Source organism: Lactococcus protaetiae (genome assembly GCF_006965445.1).
GTDB classification, from domain to species: domain Bacteria; phylum Bacillota; class Bacilli; order Lactobacillales; family Streptococcaceae; genus Lactococcus; species Lactococcus protaetiae.
Window position 1 is genome coordinate 742,788 of record NZ_CP041356.1, and the last position, 15,328, is coordinate 758,115.

14 protein-coding genes and 2 pseudogenes are annotated in these 15,328 nt (G+C 36.2%); all 16 read left to right on the forward strand.

The window, feature by feature from the left end:
• The first annotated feature begins 94 nt into the window (after window positions 1-94).
• Window positions 95-963 (forward strand): annotated as a pseudogene (gene rfbA, locus FLP15_RS03850) (glucose-1-phosphate thymidylyltransferase RfbA).
• A gap of 1 nt (window position 964) precedes the next feature.
• Window positions 965-1,558, forward strand: a complete 594-nt coding sequence (locus FLP15_RS03855) for a dTDP-4-dehydrorhamnose 3,5-epimerase family protein (RefSeq protein ID WP_142766068.1) — start codon at window positions 965-967, stop codon at window positions 1,556-1,558.
• A gap of 4 nt (window positions 1,559-1,562) precedes the next feature.
• Window positions 1,563-1,832 carry a hypothetical protein gene (locus FLP15_RS03860; RefSeq protein ID WP_142766069.1) on the forward strand — a complete coding sequence of 90 codons (270 nt, stop codon included), beginning with the start codon at window positions 1,563-1,565 and terminating at the stop codon, window positions 1,830-1,832.
• A gap of 60 nt (window positions 1,833-1,892) precedes the next feature.
• Complete coding sequence (gene rfbB, locus FLP15_RS03865; protein ID WP_142766070.1) at window positions 1,893-2,936, forward strand: dTDP-glucose 4,6-dehydratase; 1,044 nt, start codon at window positions 1,893-1,895, stop codon at window positions 2,934-2,936.
• A gap of 108 nt (window positions 2,937-3,044) precedes the next feature.
• Window positions 3,045-3,944 (forward strand): dTDP-4-dehydrorhamnose reductase, encoded by a 900-nt coding sequence (rfbD, locus tag FLP15_RS03870; RefSeq protein ID WP_142766071.1) that lies wholly within the window; start codon window positions 3,045-3,047, stop codon window positions 3,942-3,944.
• A 520-nt stretch (window positions 3,945-4,464) separates the two neighbouring features.
• A pseudogene (gene cps2T / locus FLP15_RS03875) lies at window positions 4,465-5,607 on the forward strand (beta 1-4 rhamnosyltransferase Cps2T).
• Window positions 5,597-6,535: a glycosyltransferase family 2 protein gene (locus FLP15_RS03880; RefSeq protein ID WP_280954087.1), complete on the forward strand. Its 939-nt coding sequence runs from the start codon at window positions 5,597-5,599 to the stop codon at window positions 6,533-6,535. Before cps2T ends, FLP15_RS03880 begins: the two are co-directional and overlap by 11 nt.
• Window positions 6,532-7,341 carry an ABC transporter permease gene (locus tag FLP15_RS03885; RefSeq protein WP_142766072.1) on the forward strand — a complete coding sequence of 270 codons (810 nt, stop codon included), beginning with the start codon at window positions 6,532-6,534 and terminating at the stop codon, window positions 7,339-7,341. Before FLP15_RS03880 ends, FLP15_RS03885 begins: the two co-directional genes overlap by 4 nt.
• A gap of 14 nt (window positions 7,342-7,355) precedes the next feature.
• Window positions 7,356-8,537, forward strand: coding sequence for an ABC transporter ATP-binding protein (locus FLP15_RS03890; protein WP_142766073.1), 1,182 nt, complete (start codon window positions 7,356-7,358; stop codon window positions 8,535-8,537).
• Window positions 8,538-8,565: 28 nt separating this feature from the next.
• On the forward strand, window positions 8,566-10,614 hold the full coding sequence (locus tag FLP15_RS03895) for a rhamnan synthesis F family protein (protein WP_223804720.1): 2,049 nt from the start codon (window positions 8,566-8,568) through the stop codon (window positions 10,612-10,614).
• Window positions 10,601-10,984, forward strand: a complete 384-nt coding sequence (locus FLP15_RS03900; RefSeq protein ID WP_142766075.1) for a hypothetical protein — start codon at window positions 10,601-10,603, stop codon at window positions 10,982-10,984. Before FLP15_RS03895 ends, FLP15_RS03900 begins: the two co-directional genes overlap by 14 nt.
• On the forward strand, window positions 10,975-12,192 hold the full coding sequence (locus FLP15_RS03905; RefSeq protein ID WP_223804721.1) for a DUF2142 domain-containing protein: 1,218 nt from the start codon (window positions 10,975-10,977) through the stop codon (window positions 12,190-12,192). Before FLP15_RS03900 ends, FLP15_RS03905 begins: the two co-directional genes overlap by 10 nt.
• Entirely contained in the window at window positions 12,189-13,430 is a 1,242-nt protein-coding gene (locus FLP15_RS03910; protein WP_223804722.1) for a glycosyltransferase family 4 protein, read from the forward strand. The genes FLP15_RS03905 and FLP15_RS03910 overlap by 4 nt, the downstream gene beginning before the upstream one ends.
• Window positions 13,427-14,245, forward strand: coding sequence for a glycosyltransferase (locus FLP15_RS03915; protein WP_142766077.1), 819 nt, complete (start codon window positions 13,427-13,429; stop codon window positions 14,243-14,245). The genes FLP15_RS03910 and FLP15_RS03915 overlap by 4 nt, the downstream gene beginning before the upstream one ends.
• 1 nt (window position 14,246) lies before the next feature.
• Entirely contained in the window at window positions 14,247-14,975 is a 729-nt protein-coding gene (locus tag FLP15_RS03920) for a glycosyltransferase family 2 protein (RefSeq protein WP_120772942.1), read from the forward strand.
• Window positions 14,975-15,328, forward strand: coding sequence for a DUF2304 domain-containing protein (locus FLP15_RS03925; protein ID WP_142766078.1), 354 nt, complete (start codon window positions 14,975-14,977; stop codon window positions 15,326-15,328). The genes FLP15_RS03920 and FLP15_RS03925 overlap by 1 nt, the downstream gene beginning before the upstream one ends.

Genomic DNA, 15,328 nt, shown 5'->3' on the forward strand with positions numbered 1-15,328 from the left:
TATTAAAAGTCATTCAACTGATAAAGAGGCTTGTGAAATGAAAAAGGATTTATGATATAATTACTACGATTAATTATATTATGGAGGTCCTTTCATGAAAGGGATTATTTTGGCCGGAGGGTCTGGAACTCGTCTTTACCCTTTAACTCGTGCCGCAAGTAAGCAATTGATGCCTATTTATGATAAACCAATGATTTACTATCCACTGTCAACACTGATGTTAGCGGGGATTAAAGATATTTTGATTATCTCAACCCCTACAGATACACCACGTTTTAAAGAGTTGTTGCAAGACGGCTCAGAATTTGGTATTAATCTGGAATATGCAGTGCAACCTTCTCCGGATGGATTGGCGCAAGCTTTCATCATTGGAGAGGAATTCATAGGTGAGGACTCAGTTGCACTGATTTTGGGCGATAATATTTATCACGGACCAGGTATGTCTAAAATGCTTCAAAATGCAGCTGCTAAAGAAAAAGGGCTACCGTCTTTGGCTATCATGTTTCTGACCCAGAGCGCTTTGGCGTTGTGGAATTTGATGATAAGATGAATGCTGTTTCTATTGAAGAAAAACCAGAGCATCCAAAATCAAATTATGCCGTAACAGGTCTTTATTTCTATGATAATGATGTGGTGGAAATTGCTAAAAACATAAAACCTTCTCCTCGTGGAGAGCTAGAAATTACCGATGTCAACAAAGCTTATCTTGAACGTGGAGACTTGTCTGTTGAACTGATGGGACGCGGTTTTGCGTGGCTTGATACAGGAACGCATGAGTCACTTTTGGAAGCAGCTCAATATATTGAAACAGTGCAACGTATGCAAAATGTTCAAGTGGCAAATTTGGAAGAAATTGCGTGGCGAATGGGCTATATCAGTGCAGATGACGTTTATGAATTGGCGCAACCACTGAAGAAAAATGAGTATGGGCAATATCTATTGCGTTTGATTGGGAAGGATTAGTATGACTGAAGAATTTTTCGAAAAAACGTTAGCTTCTCGGGAAATTGAAGCAATTCCGGGGATGTTAGAGTTTGATATTCCAGTTCACGGAGATAATCGTGGCTGGTTTAAAGAAAATTTTCAAAAGGAAAAAATGCTACCTTTAGGCTTTCCAGAAAGTTTTTTTGCTGAGGGAAAATTGCAAAATAATGTGAGCTTTTCTCGTAAAAATGTTTTAAGGGGTTTGCATGCTGAACCTTGGGATAAATATATTTCGGTGGCGGATAGCGGTCGTGTGCTTGGCTCTTGGGTAGATTTGCGCGAAGGTGCGAGTTTTGGTCAAGTTTATCAGACTGTGATTGACGCTAGTAAAGGGATTTTTGTGCCACGTGGTGTAGCAAATGGTTTTCAAGTTCTATCTGACACTGTTTCTTACTCTTATCTGGTTAATGATTATTGGGCGTTAGATTTGAAACCAAAATATGCTTTTGTTAACTATGCTGATCCAGCGCTTGATATTACTTGGGAAAATCTGGAAGAAGCTGAGGTTTCTGATGCAGATAAAAACCATCCTATGCTAAAAGATGTAAAACCTTTGACAAAGGATTTGTTGTAATTTAATGAAGGCAATACATCTACGTAGTAAGAAAAAGTTAGAATTTTGGTTGATAAAGAACGGAAATGAAGAGGCTCCTGTTTGGGTGCAAGATGCTTTCACAGCGAAAGGTTTTCAGTGGATAGGCCCTTCTAGTCTAAGGATTGTTAATGCTGGTGGACTGATTAAAATTAATGCGAGTGCAGGAGATTTCCTTGTTTTTAATGGAAAATACATGAAAATTGTAACTGCTTCAAGATTTAAGACAGAGTGTCGCGTATTAAATAATCAATAGTGGAGCTTTATAGTGCAAACTATCTTTATCAAGATGAACATAAAAATTTCGGAGAAAAACATGACTGAATATAAAAACATCGTCGTCACAGGTGGTGCAGGCTTTATTGGCTCGAACTTTGTGCACTACGTTTATAACAATCATCCAGAAGTACATATTACGGTTTTGGACAAATTGACTTATGCGGGAAATCGTGCGAACATTGAAGAAATATTGGGCGAACGTGTAGAGCTTGTTGTGGGCGACATCGCTGACCCTGTCATTGTTGATGAGGTGGCAAGTAAAGCTGATGCAATTGTGCATTATGCAGCAGAAAGTCATAATGATAATAGTTTGAAATCGCAAGATGAGTTTATCCAAACCAACTTTATCGGGACTTATACATTGATTCAGGCGGCACGTAAGTATAATTTGCGTTTCCACCATGTATCAACGGATGAGGTTTATGGAGATTTGCCTTATCGTGAAGATTTACCTGGGCATGGTGAAGGACCTGGTGAAAAGTTTACTGACCATACGCCTTACAATCCTAGCTCTCCTTATAGCTCGACAAAGGCTGCGTCTGACTTGATTGTGCGTGCGTGGGTGCGCTCTTTTGGCTTAAAAGCAACGATTTCAAATTGTTCAAACAACTATGGTCCTTACCAACACATCGAAAAATTTATTCCTCGTCAGATTACAAATATTTTATCAGGAATTAAACCAAAACTTTATGGTGATGGTAAAAATGTACGAGACTGGATTCATACGGAAGACCATTCGTCAGGAGTTTGGACTATTTTAACAAAAGGTCGGATTGGCGAAACTTACTTGATTGGTGCTGATGGAGAAAAGAACAACAAAGAAGTTTTGGAGCAAATTTTAACTGAGATGGGTCAACCAGCGGATGCCTATGAGCGTGTGACTGACCGTGCGGGTCATGATTTGCGCTATGCAATTGACAATAGCAAACTTCGTAATGAATTAGGCTGGGAACCAAAGCACACTGACTTTGAATCGGGTTTGAAAGCGACAATCGAGTGGTACCGAGAAAATGAGGGCTGGTGGAAGGCTGAAAAAGCGGCTGTTGAAGCGAAATACGCTGAAACTCAAAAAGTGTTATAAAAAAATTTACTGACAGAGTTAAAAGTGACTCTGTCAGTAATTATATACTGACAGAATGGATTTCTACATCCTGTCAGTAAAATTAATGAATCTGAAAGTAGAGAAAATATGATTTTAATCACAGGTGGAAATGGGCAACTCGGTACAGAATTGCGCCATTTGCTTGATGAGCGTGGTGTGGTTTATATGGCAACGGATGCAAAAGAACTTGATATTACTGACAAGGGCGCAGTGGATAGCTTTTTTGATGAAAATAGACCTGAGTTAGTTTATCATTGTGCGGCTTATACAGCGGTTGATAAAGCTGAGGATGAGGGAAAGGCGCTTGATGAAAAAATCAATGTTGAGGGTACGAAAAATGTTGCTGAGGCGGCAGCTCGTGTCGGTGCAACGTTAGTCTATATTTCGACAGATTATGTATTTGGCGGTACTTTGCTAGTTGGTCAAGAGTGGCCAGTTGATGCACCAAAAGCTCCTGAATCAGAATATGGACGGACGAAACATTTGGGTGAAGAAGCTGTTGTTGCAAGTGGTGTGAAGCATTATATCATTCGTACGGCTTGGGTTTTCGGCTCTTACGGTCCAAACTTTGTCTTTACGATGCAAAATTTGGCAAAAACGCACGACACACTCACAGTAGTCAATGACCAGCATGGACGTCCAACATGGACGCGGACACTCGCTGAATTTATGGTTTACCTGGTGGACAATGACGAAGCGACAGGATTTTATCATTTGACGAATGATGCGAAGCCCGGAGAAGATGTGACTTGGTTTGACTTTGCGACGGAAATCTTGAAAAATACAGATACAAAAGTTTTGCCTGTTGATTCAAGTCAATTTCCAGCAAAAGCAAAGCGTCCGTTTAATTCGACAATGAGTCTTGAGAAAGCAAAAGCAACAGGTTTTGTCATCCCCACTTGGCAAGATGCCCTTTGGTCAATGCTTGAAAAAGGCGATTTGCGAGAAAATAAAGATGGACGTAAAGGCGAAATCAGCAAAAAATAATAAAAATTTACTGACAGAAATTCTGTCAGTGAAATACTTAGTGTTTTATTGACAGAATTTCTGTCAGTAAAACAATAGAAGTAAAGAATTCTGTCATGGTGCAACTTCTAATACTGTTTAATTTCTAAAATGTCCCATTTAGAAATTACTTCGCTACGCTACGTTGTCGATGCTCGCTACGGTGCGGAAGCACCTAGTCGCAATCGCAACCTTTGCGTTTCACGCAAACCTCCTCTTGCGCTTACCATTTCGCCTTGCCAGCTCTGATGGCTTAGAGCGAATGGATAGCGTAACGTAGTGAAGATGACGCATTGCGTCAAGGTTGCGAATAGGAAAAGCTACGCTTTTCACTTTCGTTGCAAGGCAGTATATTTGCAGTTCATCTAATAATTTTACTGCGTAAAATTAAAGATGAACTAGTATAAGAATTACTGTGCTGACAGAATTCTCGTTTTGAGAAGCTAGAAGAAATCGCTAGAGTCAAAAGATAAATAGCGTTTAAAGTAGCCAAAGGAAGAACATGAAAAAACACATTTTTATCATTGGCAGTCGTGGTTTGCCAGCGAAATATGGCGGTTTTGAGACATTTGTTGAGGAACTTGTCAAACATCAAAATAATAAAAATATCCAATATCATGTAGCTTGTCAAAGCGAGAATTCAGATAGAGCTACTGCGGGGAGCATTTTGACTATCTTGGAGCAGATTGTTTTGTGGTCAAAGTTCCCAAAATTGGTCCAGCGCGTGTCATTGCATATGATATTTTAGCTATTAATGCTGGACTTAAGCAGTGTAAGACTGAAAATATAGAGCAACCTATTTTTTATATTTTAGGTAATACGATTGGCGGCGTTATTGGTCACTATGCAAGAAAAATCCGTAGGATTGGTGGTAAACTTTTTGTCAATCCAGACGGTCTTGAATGGAAACGGACGAAATGGGCGCCCCTGTGCGCAAGTATCTTAAAATTGCTGAGAAAAAGATGGTAAAAAATGCAAATCTTATCATCTCAGATAATGCTGGAATTAAAGAATATTTAACCTCAGAATATGGCAAAATTGATACCAAAATTATCGCTTATGGCACTGAAAAATTTAGCTCAAATTTGACAGAATCAAAAACTTTGGTAAAATATAAGGTTAGAGATTACTATTTGATTGTAGGGCGTTTTGTACCAGAAAATAATTATGAATTGTTGATTCGTACATTTATGGAAAGCAAGATAACGCGGGATTTAGTCATTATCACGAATTACGCGGGAAATAGTTATTACGAAGAACTTCGGGAGAAGACGGGATTTGATAAAGATTCACGTATCAAATTTGTTGGTACCGTTTATGATCAAAATGAGCTGCGATTCATTCGTGAACACGCGTTTGCTTATTTGCATGGGCACGAAGTCGGAGGAACCAATCCAGGTCTGCTGGAAGCGATGTGGTCAACACCTGTCAATGTGGTGTTAGGTGTGAATTTCAATCGGACAACTGCTGGTGTGTCTGTCATATATTTTGACAAAAAAAATCTTCTGTCAGTACTGACAGAAATTGAAAATATGACTGATGAAACTAGAAAGCTTCTTCATGAGAAAGCCATAAAATTATTAAAGAAAAATATACTTGGGAACATATCTGCACCCAATACGAGGAACTTTTTGTTGAAAGTTAATATACTAATGTCAACCTACAATGGCGAAAAGTACATCGCTGAACAAATTGAAAGTATACAAAAACAGACCTTTAAAGATTGGCAGCTCATCATTCGTGATGATGGCTCTAAAGACACAACCTGTAAAATTGTGGAAACTTTTATCACTAATGATAAGCGTATTCGTTTAATAAGAGCAGAGAATGTTGGAGTTATCCGATCGTTTTATGAGTTAGTAAAAGTAGAAACTGCAGATTTTTATTTCTTCGCTGACCAAGATGATTACTGGCTTCCAGAAAAACTGGAAATTATGCTAAACGAAACACAAAAACATGATAACAGCAAACCTGTTATGTATTATACTGATTTAAAGGTTACTGACAGAAATCTGTCAGTAACAAAAGAATCTATGATTAAAACTCAATCCAATCATCCGAATACTCAATTTGTTCAAGAACTGACAGAAAATACAGTAACGGGCGGAGCCAGTATGATTAACCATGCACTAGCTGAGCACTGGCTGACAACGGATGATATCATCATGCATGATTGGTACTTGGCGCTTTTAGCGACAGCGATAGGAGAGTTGGTCTTTATTGACATTCCGACGCATCTTTATCGTCAGCATGATTCTAATGTTTTAGGCGCTAGGACGCTAACCAAACGGATGAAGAAATGGGTTCATCCAAAATCATGGTTTGAAAAATATTGGTGGTTGATTAATGCTAGTCAAAAACAAGCAAAAAAAATACTGACAGAAAACCGATCAGTGCTGACAGAGCAAAATAAACAACTTATTGAAGCTTTTGTTAGAGTGCTAGATTACCCACGAAAAGAGCGCAGACATATTTTAAACCAATACAACTTACGGAAGAATAAAAAGTATCATACCTACATTTTCCGTGCGCTTCTCATCACAAAATTTGCATACAAAGGAAAAAATAAATGAATTTCTTCAGTCGCAGAAATCAAATTCTGCTCAAAGAACTCGTCAAAACAGATTTTAAGCTTAGATATCAAGGGAGTGCAATAGGATATCTTTGGTCAGTTCTAAAACCAATTTTACTCTTTGTAATCATGTATCTTGTCTTTGTAAAATTTATGCGATTTGGTGCAAGCGTACCTCATTTTGCTGTTGCGTTACTTTTAGGGATTACCATTTGGAATTTCTTTGGTGAAGCAACAGGAGTAGGAATGTTATCTATTGTTAGTAGGGTAGATTTATTACGTAAGGTAAATTTCTCAAAACCTGTTGTGATATTTTCCGTTGTTCTAAATGCTTTGATTAATCTTGTTATCTCACTTGTTGTTGTTTTTGGGTTTGCAATTATTAACGGTGTTCCATTCAGTTGGAATATCATTTTTGTTGTTCCTCTTCTCATTGAATTGATACTTTTCACAACAGGTCTCACTTTTATACTATCAACTCTATTTGTTTATTTCCGTGACCTTGGTCCAATCTGGGAAGTGGTAATGCAAGCAGGATTTTACGGTACGCCGATTATCTATCCGATTACACAGATTTCTACCAATCACCTTTTTATTGCAAAGCTTCTCATGCTCAATCCAATGGCACAAATCATACAAGATTTGCGTTATATTTTGACTTTTAGTAATAATACAAATCCTACACTTTGGCAACTTTGGGATAAACCATGGGTGATTATTATCCCATATCTATTACCAATTCTTATTTTCATTTTGGGATATTGGGTGTTCACAAGTCATGCACATAAATTTGCAGAAATTATCTAAAAAGGAGTTGAAAAATGTCTGAAATTGCAGTAAAAATTGATCATGTCAGCAAATCTTTTCGTCTCCCAACCGAAAGTTCAGCAAGTCTTCGCACAACATTGATTAATAGACTTAGAGGCATCAAAGGGTATCGTGAACAACACGTTTTGAAAGATATCAACTTTGAAGTAGAAAAAGGAGATTTTTTTGGAATTGTTGGACGAAATGGTTCGGGTAAATCAACACTTCTAAAAATTATTTCTCAAATTTATACTCCTGAAAAAGGAAAAGTTACAGTTAATGGAAAATTAGTTAGTTTTATTGAACTAGGTGTTGGTTTTAATCCAGAACTCACAGGGCGCGAGAATGTTTACCTCAATGGAGCTATGCTTGGATTTGCTACAGAAGAGATTGATGCTATATATGACGAAATTGTCGAATTTGCAGAGCTTAGCGAGTTTATGAATCAAAAATTAAAAAATTATTCCAGCGGAATGCAAGTTCGCTTGGCATTTTCTGTTGCTATAAAGGCAAAAGGAGATATTCTTGTTCTTGATGAAGTTTTAGCCGTTGGGGATGAGGCTTTCCAGCGTAAGTGTAATGAGTTTTTTGTTGATACCAAGAAAGATAAATCAAAAACAGTTATTCTTGTAACACATGATATGAGCGCCGTTCAGCGTTATTGTAATAAAGCAGTATATATTTCAGAAGGCTACGCCGCAGAAGATACTGACGTCCAACATGTAACTAATCTTTATTCAGCTGATAATCTGAAAGTCACGCAACATCTTGAACGAGATGCCTCAGCAGATCGTGTTTGGCTGACTACAGATTCTAGCAAAATATTGACGAAGGAAACGGATAACCTTTCCTTTACTATTCACTTTGAAGCTAATACTGCTGAAACGAAAGCTGAAAAAAAATTGTATTTATCTTATTTTCTTTATGATGCTACTCGAGGAGGAGCGGCGTATGAATCGCCAGCACAGGAAGTTAATATTGGAGATAGATTGAAAGCGGAAATTCCGATGACAAATTTCCACAATACAGAGTTTCAGCTCGGCGCAACACTGCGTAAAGACCCGTCAGATTGGGAAAATGATAATCCTCTGTCACAAACAGAAGTTATTACAGTGACACAGCCAGGAGATGATATTCGCTTTATTTATCGTAATCCAGAAGACAAGGAAGCTGCAAGCCTGCTCAAAACACTTTAAAAAATATGCTAAAAGAAAGGAGAAGATAATGCCAACAAATTTTGAACGTGCCAAATATATCTTGACTCAAAATCCAAAGCTACTTGCAAAAATTCCCCAAAAATTCTTGCAGAAAGTTCGCCAATATTTTCATCCTTTCGCTGATCTTCAGTTAAAAATTAATAGAAATAAGCGCGCAAAAACGCGTGAAATGAATAATTATAAAAACCCAAAACGAGTTCTCGTTTACGTAATATATGAAAATCAGTCAAATTTACAAACTTATAAATTAACATTTCTATCTGCATTATCAGATTTGTCAGACAAGACTCTAATTATTGTGAATGGTGACTTACCTGATGGTGACATAGAAAAGCTGTCTAGATATGGAAAAGTTGAGAAGCGTGAAAATTCGGGCTATGATACGGCTGCTTTTAGGTACGGAATTTTGCAACTTGCATCTGAATTGACAAGTTTTGATGAGTTACTTTTAGTTAATGATACAAATGTAGGGCCAATGACTGATTTATCAGTAGTTTTTCAAAAAATGTCAGCAAAACGATTAGATTTTTGGGGAATTTCATATGGAGAAAAGCAAGTAGATTTTACAGGTTTTAATCCTTATGGTACAATTCCTGAGCATCTACAGTCATATTTTCTTGTGATTGAAAAGAATATGTTTCAATCTCCCGAATTTATTCAATATTGGCAGGAACTTTCTGATACTGACTCAAGAAATAAAGCGATTGGAAGACATGAAACAGTTTTTACAAAGTATTTTTCAGACTTAGGCTTTTTACACGGTGCAGTTTCTGGTAATAATGCAGATTCTGCAATGTATATCCATCCATTGACGATGTTGAAAGATTTTGATGTCCCTTTGGTAAAATATACAGCATTTTCCAATGATACTGATGATAAATTTGCATGGCAAGGCTTAGAGAGACAGACAGAAGTACCTGAATTGGTGGATTATATCAAAACAGAAACTAATTTTCCGAATGAGATACTGTCCGAGGTTTTAGAAACGATTAAACATACTCCCCACTCTGAGCATATCCTCATAATTGATGGGGTTGAGAATCAGATACCACAGTGCACAAGATATAGAGTGACAAATAAGGCTGAACAGCTTCGGAGTCTAGGATATACTGTTTGGACAGTGAATGCTAGTGAATTTCAAATGGGATATGCGGAATATGCTAGTCAAATTATTATTTATCGTACCCCATACAGTGAACAATTCAGAAAGTTAATTGATTTAGCTCATAAGTATCATAAATTTGTTTTTTATGATATTGATGATCTCGTCTACGATACTTGTTATACAAATCAATTGGATTATATACGTACCTTAAGTGTAGACGAGAAGAGAAAATATGATTTAGGCGTAAAAAACTATGGTAAACTAATGAAATTATGTGATGCGTTCATTACTTCAACAACAGAGTTGAAAAGAGAACTATTAAAATTAGGAAAACCAGTATATCTCAATCGAAATCTTGCGAGTGAGGAATTGATTTCTATAAGTGAAACAGCGCATACAGAGATTCAGAAAGATACAGCAAAAGTAAAAATTGGATATTTTTCTGGTTCCATCACGCACAATGAAAATTTCAAGTTAGTTCTGTCTGCTATTGTAAGAATTTTGAAAGATTTTCCGCAGGTAGAGTTGCATCTTGTAGGGCATCTATCAATTCCCGATGAATTGCAGGATTATAAAAATCAATTGGTTATACATGAATACGTAGATTGGTTAAAATTGCCAGAATTAGTAGCAGAGGTGGATGTCAATATAGCGCCACTTGTTGATACGATTTTTAATCGAGCTAAATCTGAAATTAAATGGATGGAAGCAGCGTTGGTAGGAGTACCGACAATAGCAAGTAATATTGGTGCTTTTACTGAAAGTATAGACAATGGGGAAACGGGTATTCTTGCTGAGGATGTTGAGTGGCAAGAGAAGTTAAGACAACTTATTATCCAAAAAGACTTACGTCAAAAAATTGCCGAATCAACTTATCGAAAGGTGCTAACTGATTTTCGAGTTAAAGGACACCAGGATGAATTTACGGAGAAACTTCATGAATTTTCTTAAAAATGCAGGAAAAGAATTGTTAAAGAATCGCTGGTGGATGTTAGCTTTCTTTTTGATTTTGATACTATCACAATTTGCTATACAGTATCGTCCTTTGATTATCCCAAAAAAGTATTTATTTATTGTGATTGTAGCCATGCTACTGCTCTTTTCTTTGACGAGACTTCGAGAGATTAAAAAGCTACCTCTTAATACATTTCTAATAATTATGATTTTGGGCACTGTAAATACTTTGGTATTACCAGTGCGACAAGAATTGGACGAAAATACTCACTTTTTCTATGCTGTACAAATCGCTGATGGGCAGTTTTTTAAAAGAGATTTTAACCAAATGAAATTTCTTCAAATGTCCCCAATTTTTTGGAAATAACACAGCTTCCTAGTAAACCAGAATATGGAAGTAAGACCAATACGAATCTTTATTCTCGAGAATTTTTGAGTCTTAAGAACCAGAAAAATGACTATTCACAAGCAGGTCCAATTACAGGAATTGCTAATCCAGTTTATTATCCTTCGGCTTTAGGAATTGCCTTAGGACGTTTTATTAGTCCATATCTTTTTGTAAGTTACTATTTGGGCCGAATATTTAACTTGTTAATGTATGCGTTGTTGGCATTTTTTGCAGTCAAAAAAAGCAAAAGATACCAACTTCCTCTTTTTGTTGTCGCATTTTTACCATATACCTTGTGGATTACAGCAGGATATAATTATGATGCGCTTTACTATGGTGTAATCTTGCTTTTTCTATCTCAGCTGACCAATCTTTTTACAGAAGAAAAAGGCATTAGCTTAAAACAAATGGTGCGAATATCATTGACTGGATTGCTACTTGTTTTTTGTAAAGCTCCAATGGCATTTCTGATAATTCTTCCATTTTTCTTGCCTAAAAAGGTTTTTGCTTCAAATAAAGTGAGACTACAGGCGCTAGGAATGCTCGCTTTTTCTTCAGTTTTGATATTTGCATGGGTTAAACAGGGGATGATACTTGAGAAGTTACGCCTTATCTTTGGGAGAACTCTACCAGATACTGCTGGGGTTGCGGGTGAAAATGTTGGAAGAGTAGATTATTTTCTAGCGCATCCACTATATACGTTAACAACAGGGTTACGAACGGTTTTCGATATTCCGTCCACTATAAAAGATTCTATTGCAAGCCCGCAGCCCTTTTTAAATAAAATCTACTCGTCAGGTGCAGTCGAATTATTTAATATTTTGCTAGTGGCATTACTTTTCGTTTTGGTGAGCTTACAGCTGGACTTTCAAGTTTCTAAACGCATCAAAACTGTAACTGTTGTTCTGTTTGGCGCCATTACAGCTGGGGTTATTTATGCGATTTCGGGAGATTCACGTGTTTTTCATATTGGAGATTTAACAGTGGCAGGAGTACAAGGTCGTTATCATTTTTACATCTTGGCGTTTTTACCAATATTTTTAGAAAAACCAGTCAAAAAAATTTTTGATCGAAAAACGGTGGTTTCTGAAAGAACAAACGACTTTAACATTCAAAAATTTGTTGTTAGTGCAGTTTTAGTGATGACATTTGTTAATACTTGTATTGGATTGTTTGGGTATTTATGATGAAAAATATATTATTTATTTCCCCAACAGGAACGCTTGATAATGGAGCTGAAATTTCGATCTTTAATCTTCAAAAGCTACTGGTAAAACAAGGCTATCATGTGATAAATGTGACGCAAGCTTCTGGAGATATACCATATATGACAGCGTTTGAGTCCGTAGGTATCAAAAACTTTATGTTAAATGCAGTCAAATGGTGGTGGGAAGATGCACCAGGTCCTGTTCAAGGAACTCAGCGTGAACTTTATCATTACTATCGTGAACATATTGCAAGTATTCAACATATAGTAGAAGATGAGAAAATTGATTTAATTATCACTAATTCTGTGAATATGTTTCAAGGAGCGGTGGTTGCTGCGATAGAAGGCATTCCTCATTTTTGGCTTATCCATGAATTTCCTGAGGACGAGTTTTCATACTATGTGGACAAGCTAGATTTTGTAAATGAATTTTCAACAGAAGTCTTTGCAGTGCAAGGTCGCTTACAAGAAAAGTTACAAGAAATTATTCATAATCGCAAAATTCACAGTTTTTATCCGTTTACAAAAATTTCTGATACTCCTTTATCAGTAGGTGAGAAAACGCGCATAGTGTCTGTTGGTCGGCTAACAGAAAGAAAAAATCAATTGGAATTGCTTGAGGCTTATAGTAAATTAAACCGCCCCGAAATTGAGTTGATTTTAATTGGAAACTTTGACAAGGAATACAAGCAAAAAATTGTAAAATTCATTGATGAAAAAGCTTTTAAAAACGTGACTTTGGTTGGTCCACAAGATAATCCGTGGTCATTAATTACTGATAAAGATATTTTTGTCAGTTCGTCAAAAATGGAAACTTTTGGTTTGGTCTATGTTGAGGCATTGTTGCACGGTGTGCCGAGCATTGTGTCAAATAATCCAGGACATCTGTCAGCAAACGAAATTTTTGATTTTGGAAAATTTTATGAAATAGGAAATACTGATCAGTTGGCAAATTTACTTGCTGACAGTCTTAAAAATTTCGATACACAGAAAAAAGAGAGTCTGTCAGTACTGACAGAGCTTCGCAAAGCTTATTCTGTGGGAAAAGCTTATCAAGAAATCATGGATTTTATCGAAAGAGATTTTGACAAAAAATCAAACTCTATTAGGCATTTATCAAAATTACTGATGCTCAATGATTACAATCCAAATAAACTGACAGCTAGAATCAAACGAATCATCAAAACCATACTCATCAAAACGAGGATTTTACGATGAATTTGACAATATGCATGGTTGCTTATAGCAAAAAATTTACAGATACTACCAGTTTTAACCAGCTTAATAATTTTGATAGTTCTGTCAAAAAACAGCTGAATCTCATTATTTTTGACAACGGCATTGAAAATTTTACTGATGAAAAATTACCCGATGATTTTGCGTCAGTAAGTTATCAATTTAACACTGATAAAAATGAGCGTGGTACAAGGATTGCCTATCAGTATGCATTAACAAACATGCATGACTCATGGCTCATGTTGCTTGACGATGACACTTTGCTGACAGAAAATTATGTTAAAGATTTACTGACAGAGATGTCAACGGCTGTTGTTGATGCGTTTTGTCCACAAATTTTTGATGAAAAGATACAAATTTCTCCAACAGACAGTGAAACGATCGAAAATCTATATTTCCCAAAGAAACCAGGAATTTATACAGAAAATATCACAGGAATATCAAGCGGACTTGTGTTGTCCAAAAAGTTTATGACAGAAATTGATGGATTTACCAAAGAATTTCCTCTTGACTATTTAGATCATTGGATTTTTTGGCAATTAAGACAGCATAAAAAAAGGATTAAAATCATTGATGAAAAGATTCAGCATCAGCTTTCGGTTCAGCATTTGACAGGGTTGTCAAAAGAACGCTTTGCCAAGATTTTTACAGCAGAGTATCACTATTATCAGCACTATCAGCCAGAACAACTCTACTCAATCAGGAAAAAATATGGTAAAATGATGGTTAAAGGTTGGTTGAAAGGGAATATTTTCCTTGCGAAAACATTCCTTAAAATATTACTGGGGAAGAAATAAAATGATAAATCCAAAAATATTATTAATTATACCAGCTTATAATGAATCAGAGGGAATCATACAAGTCGTTCAAAAAGTAGAACAATATTGTAAGAATTCAAAATACTCTATTGATTATGTGGTAATTAATGATGGTTCAACAGATAACGAAGAGGAAGTGCTGAAAGAGCACAATATCAATCATGTGGAACTAATTAATAATTTAGGCATAGGTGGGGCCGTTCAAACGGGCTATCTATATGCCAAAGAAAGCGGTTATGATATTGCTGTTCAATTTGATGGAGATGGGCAACACGATATTGAATCACTTCCACATCTCTTAGAGCCTGTGATAAATGATGAAGCGGACTTTACGGTAGGTTCTAGATTTCTGGATGAAAGTAATTCCGAGTTCAAATCTTCAAAATCAAGACAATTTGGTATAAAATTTCTTTCTTCGCTAATTTATATGTCTTCAAAAATTAGAATTAAAGATGTAACAAGCGGGTATCGAGCAGGTAATAAAAAAGTAGTTAATCAATTTGTCAATCGTTATCCCAGACAATATCCAGAACCAGAGAGTTATATGCATTTATTTGCAGGCGATATTAGAGTAAAAGAGGTAGGCGTTCGAATGTTTGAACGTACAACAGGAGCTTCAAGTATAAATATGGTAAAAGGGATAAACTATATGATTAGTGTTTCTCTATCAATCCTAGCAAGTTCACTGTTTGGAAGGAGGGATAAGTAATGCCAATACAACTTCGCATTTTGGCTATTTTGTTTGCCGTATTATTCTTTCTCTATATTACGCGGTTAGTCAGAAAAGATAGAGCAGAAATTCGACATATGCTAAAATGGATAGTTTTAGCATTGGTTATTTTAGTCGGTTCAATATTTCCAGATTTGGGCAGTAGAATTGCTCATGTTTTAGGTATCGCTACTCTAACCTCTTTAGCTCTATTTATATTAGTAGCTCTTTTATTAATTATCTCTCTAAAATATCAAATGTCATTAATTGCAGCAGAAAAACAAATCAAGAACTTGATTCAAGAAGTTTCGTTATTAAAAAAGAAAGAAAGAGAACGTAGCGAAAAAGAATAG

Bases quoted from the DNA above. Each gene is read 5' to 3' on its own strand.
- FLP15_RS03915 (WP_142766077.1), top strand. From the start codon at position 13,427: ATGAATTTGACAATATGCATGGTTGCTTATAGCAAAAAATTTACAGAT.
- FLP15_RS03900 (WP_142766075.1), top strand. From the start codon at position 10,601: ATGAATTTTCTTAAAAATGCAGGAAAAGAATTGTTAAAGAATCGCTGG.
- rfbB (WP_142766070.1), top strand. From the start codon at position 1,893: ATGACTGAATATAAAAACATCGTCGTCACAGGTGGTGCAGGCTTTATT.
- FLP15_RS03855 (WP_142766068.1), top strand. From the start codon at position 965: ATGACTGAAGAATTTTTCGAAAAAACGTTAGCTTCTCGGGAAATTGAA.
- FLP15_RS03920 (WP_120772942.1), top strand. From the start codon at position 14,247: ATGATAAATCCAAAAATATTATTAATTATACCAGCTTATAATGAATCA.
- FLP15_RS03885 (WP_142766072.1), top strand. From the start codon at position 6,532: ATGAATTTCTTCAGTCGCAGAAATCAAATTCTGCTCAAAGAACTCGTC.
- FLP15_RS03890 (WP_142766073.1), top strand. From the start codon at position 7,356: ATGTCTGAAATTGCAGTAAAAATTGATCATGTCAGCAAATCTTTTCGT.
- FLP15_RS03910 (WP_223804722.1), top strand. From the start codon at position 12,189: ATGATGAAAAATATATTATTTATTTCCCCAACAGGAACGCTTGATAAT.
- FLP15_RS03925 (WP_142766078.1), top strand. From the start codon at position 14,975: ATGCCAATACAACTTCGCATTTTGGCTATTTTGTTTGCCGTATTATTC.
- FLP15_RS03895 (WP_223804720.1), top strand. From the start codon at position 8,566: ATGCCAACAAATTTTGAACGTGCCAAATATATCTTGACTCAAAATCCA.
- FLP15_RS03860 (WP_142766069.1), top strand. From the start codon at position 1,563: ATGAAGGCAATACATCTACGTAGTAAGAAAAAGTTAGAATTTTGGTTG.
- rfbD (WP_142766071.1), top strand. From the start codon at position 3,045: ATGATTTTAATCACAGGTGGAAATGGGCAACTCGGTACAGAATTGCGC.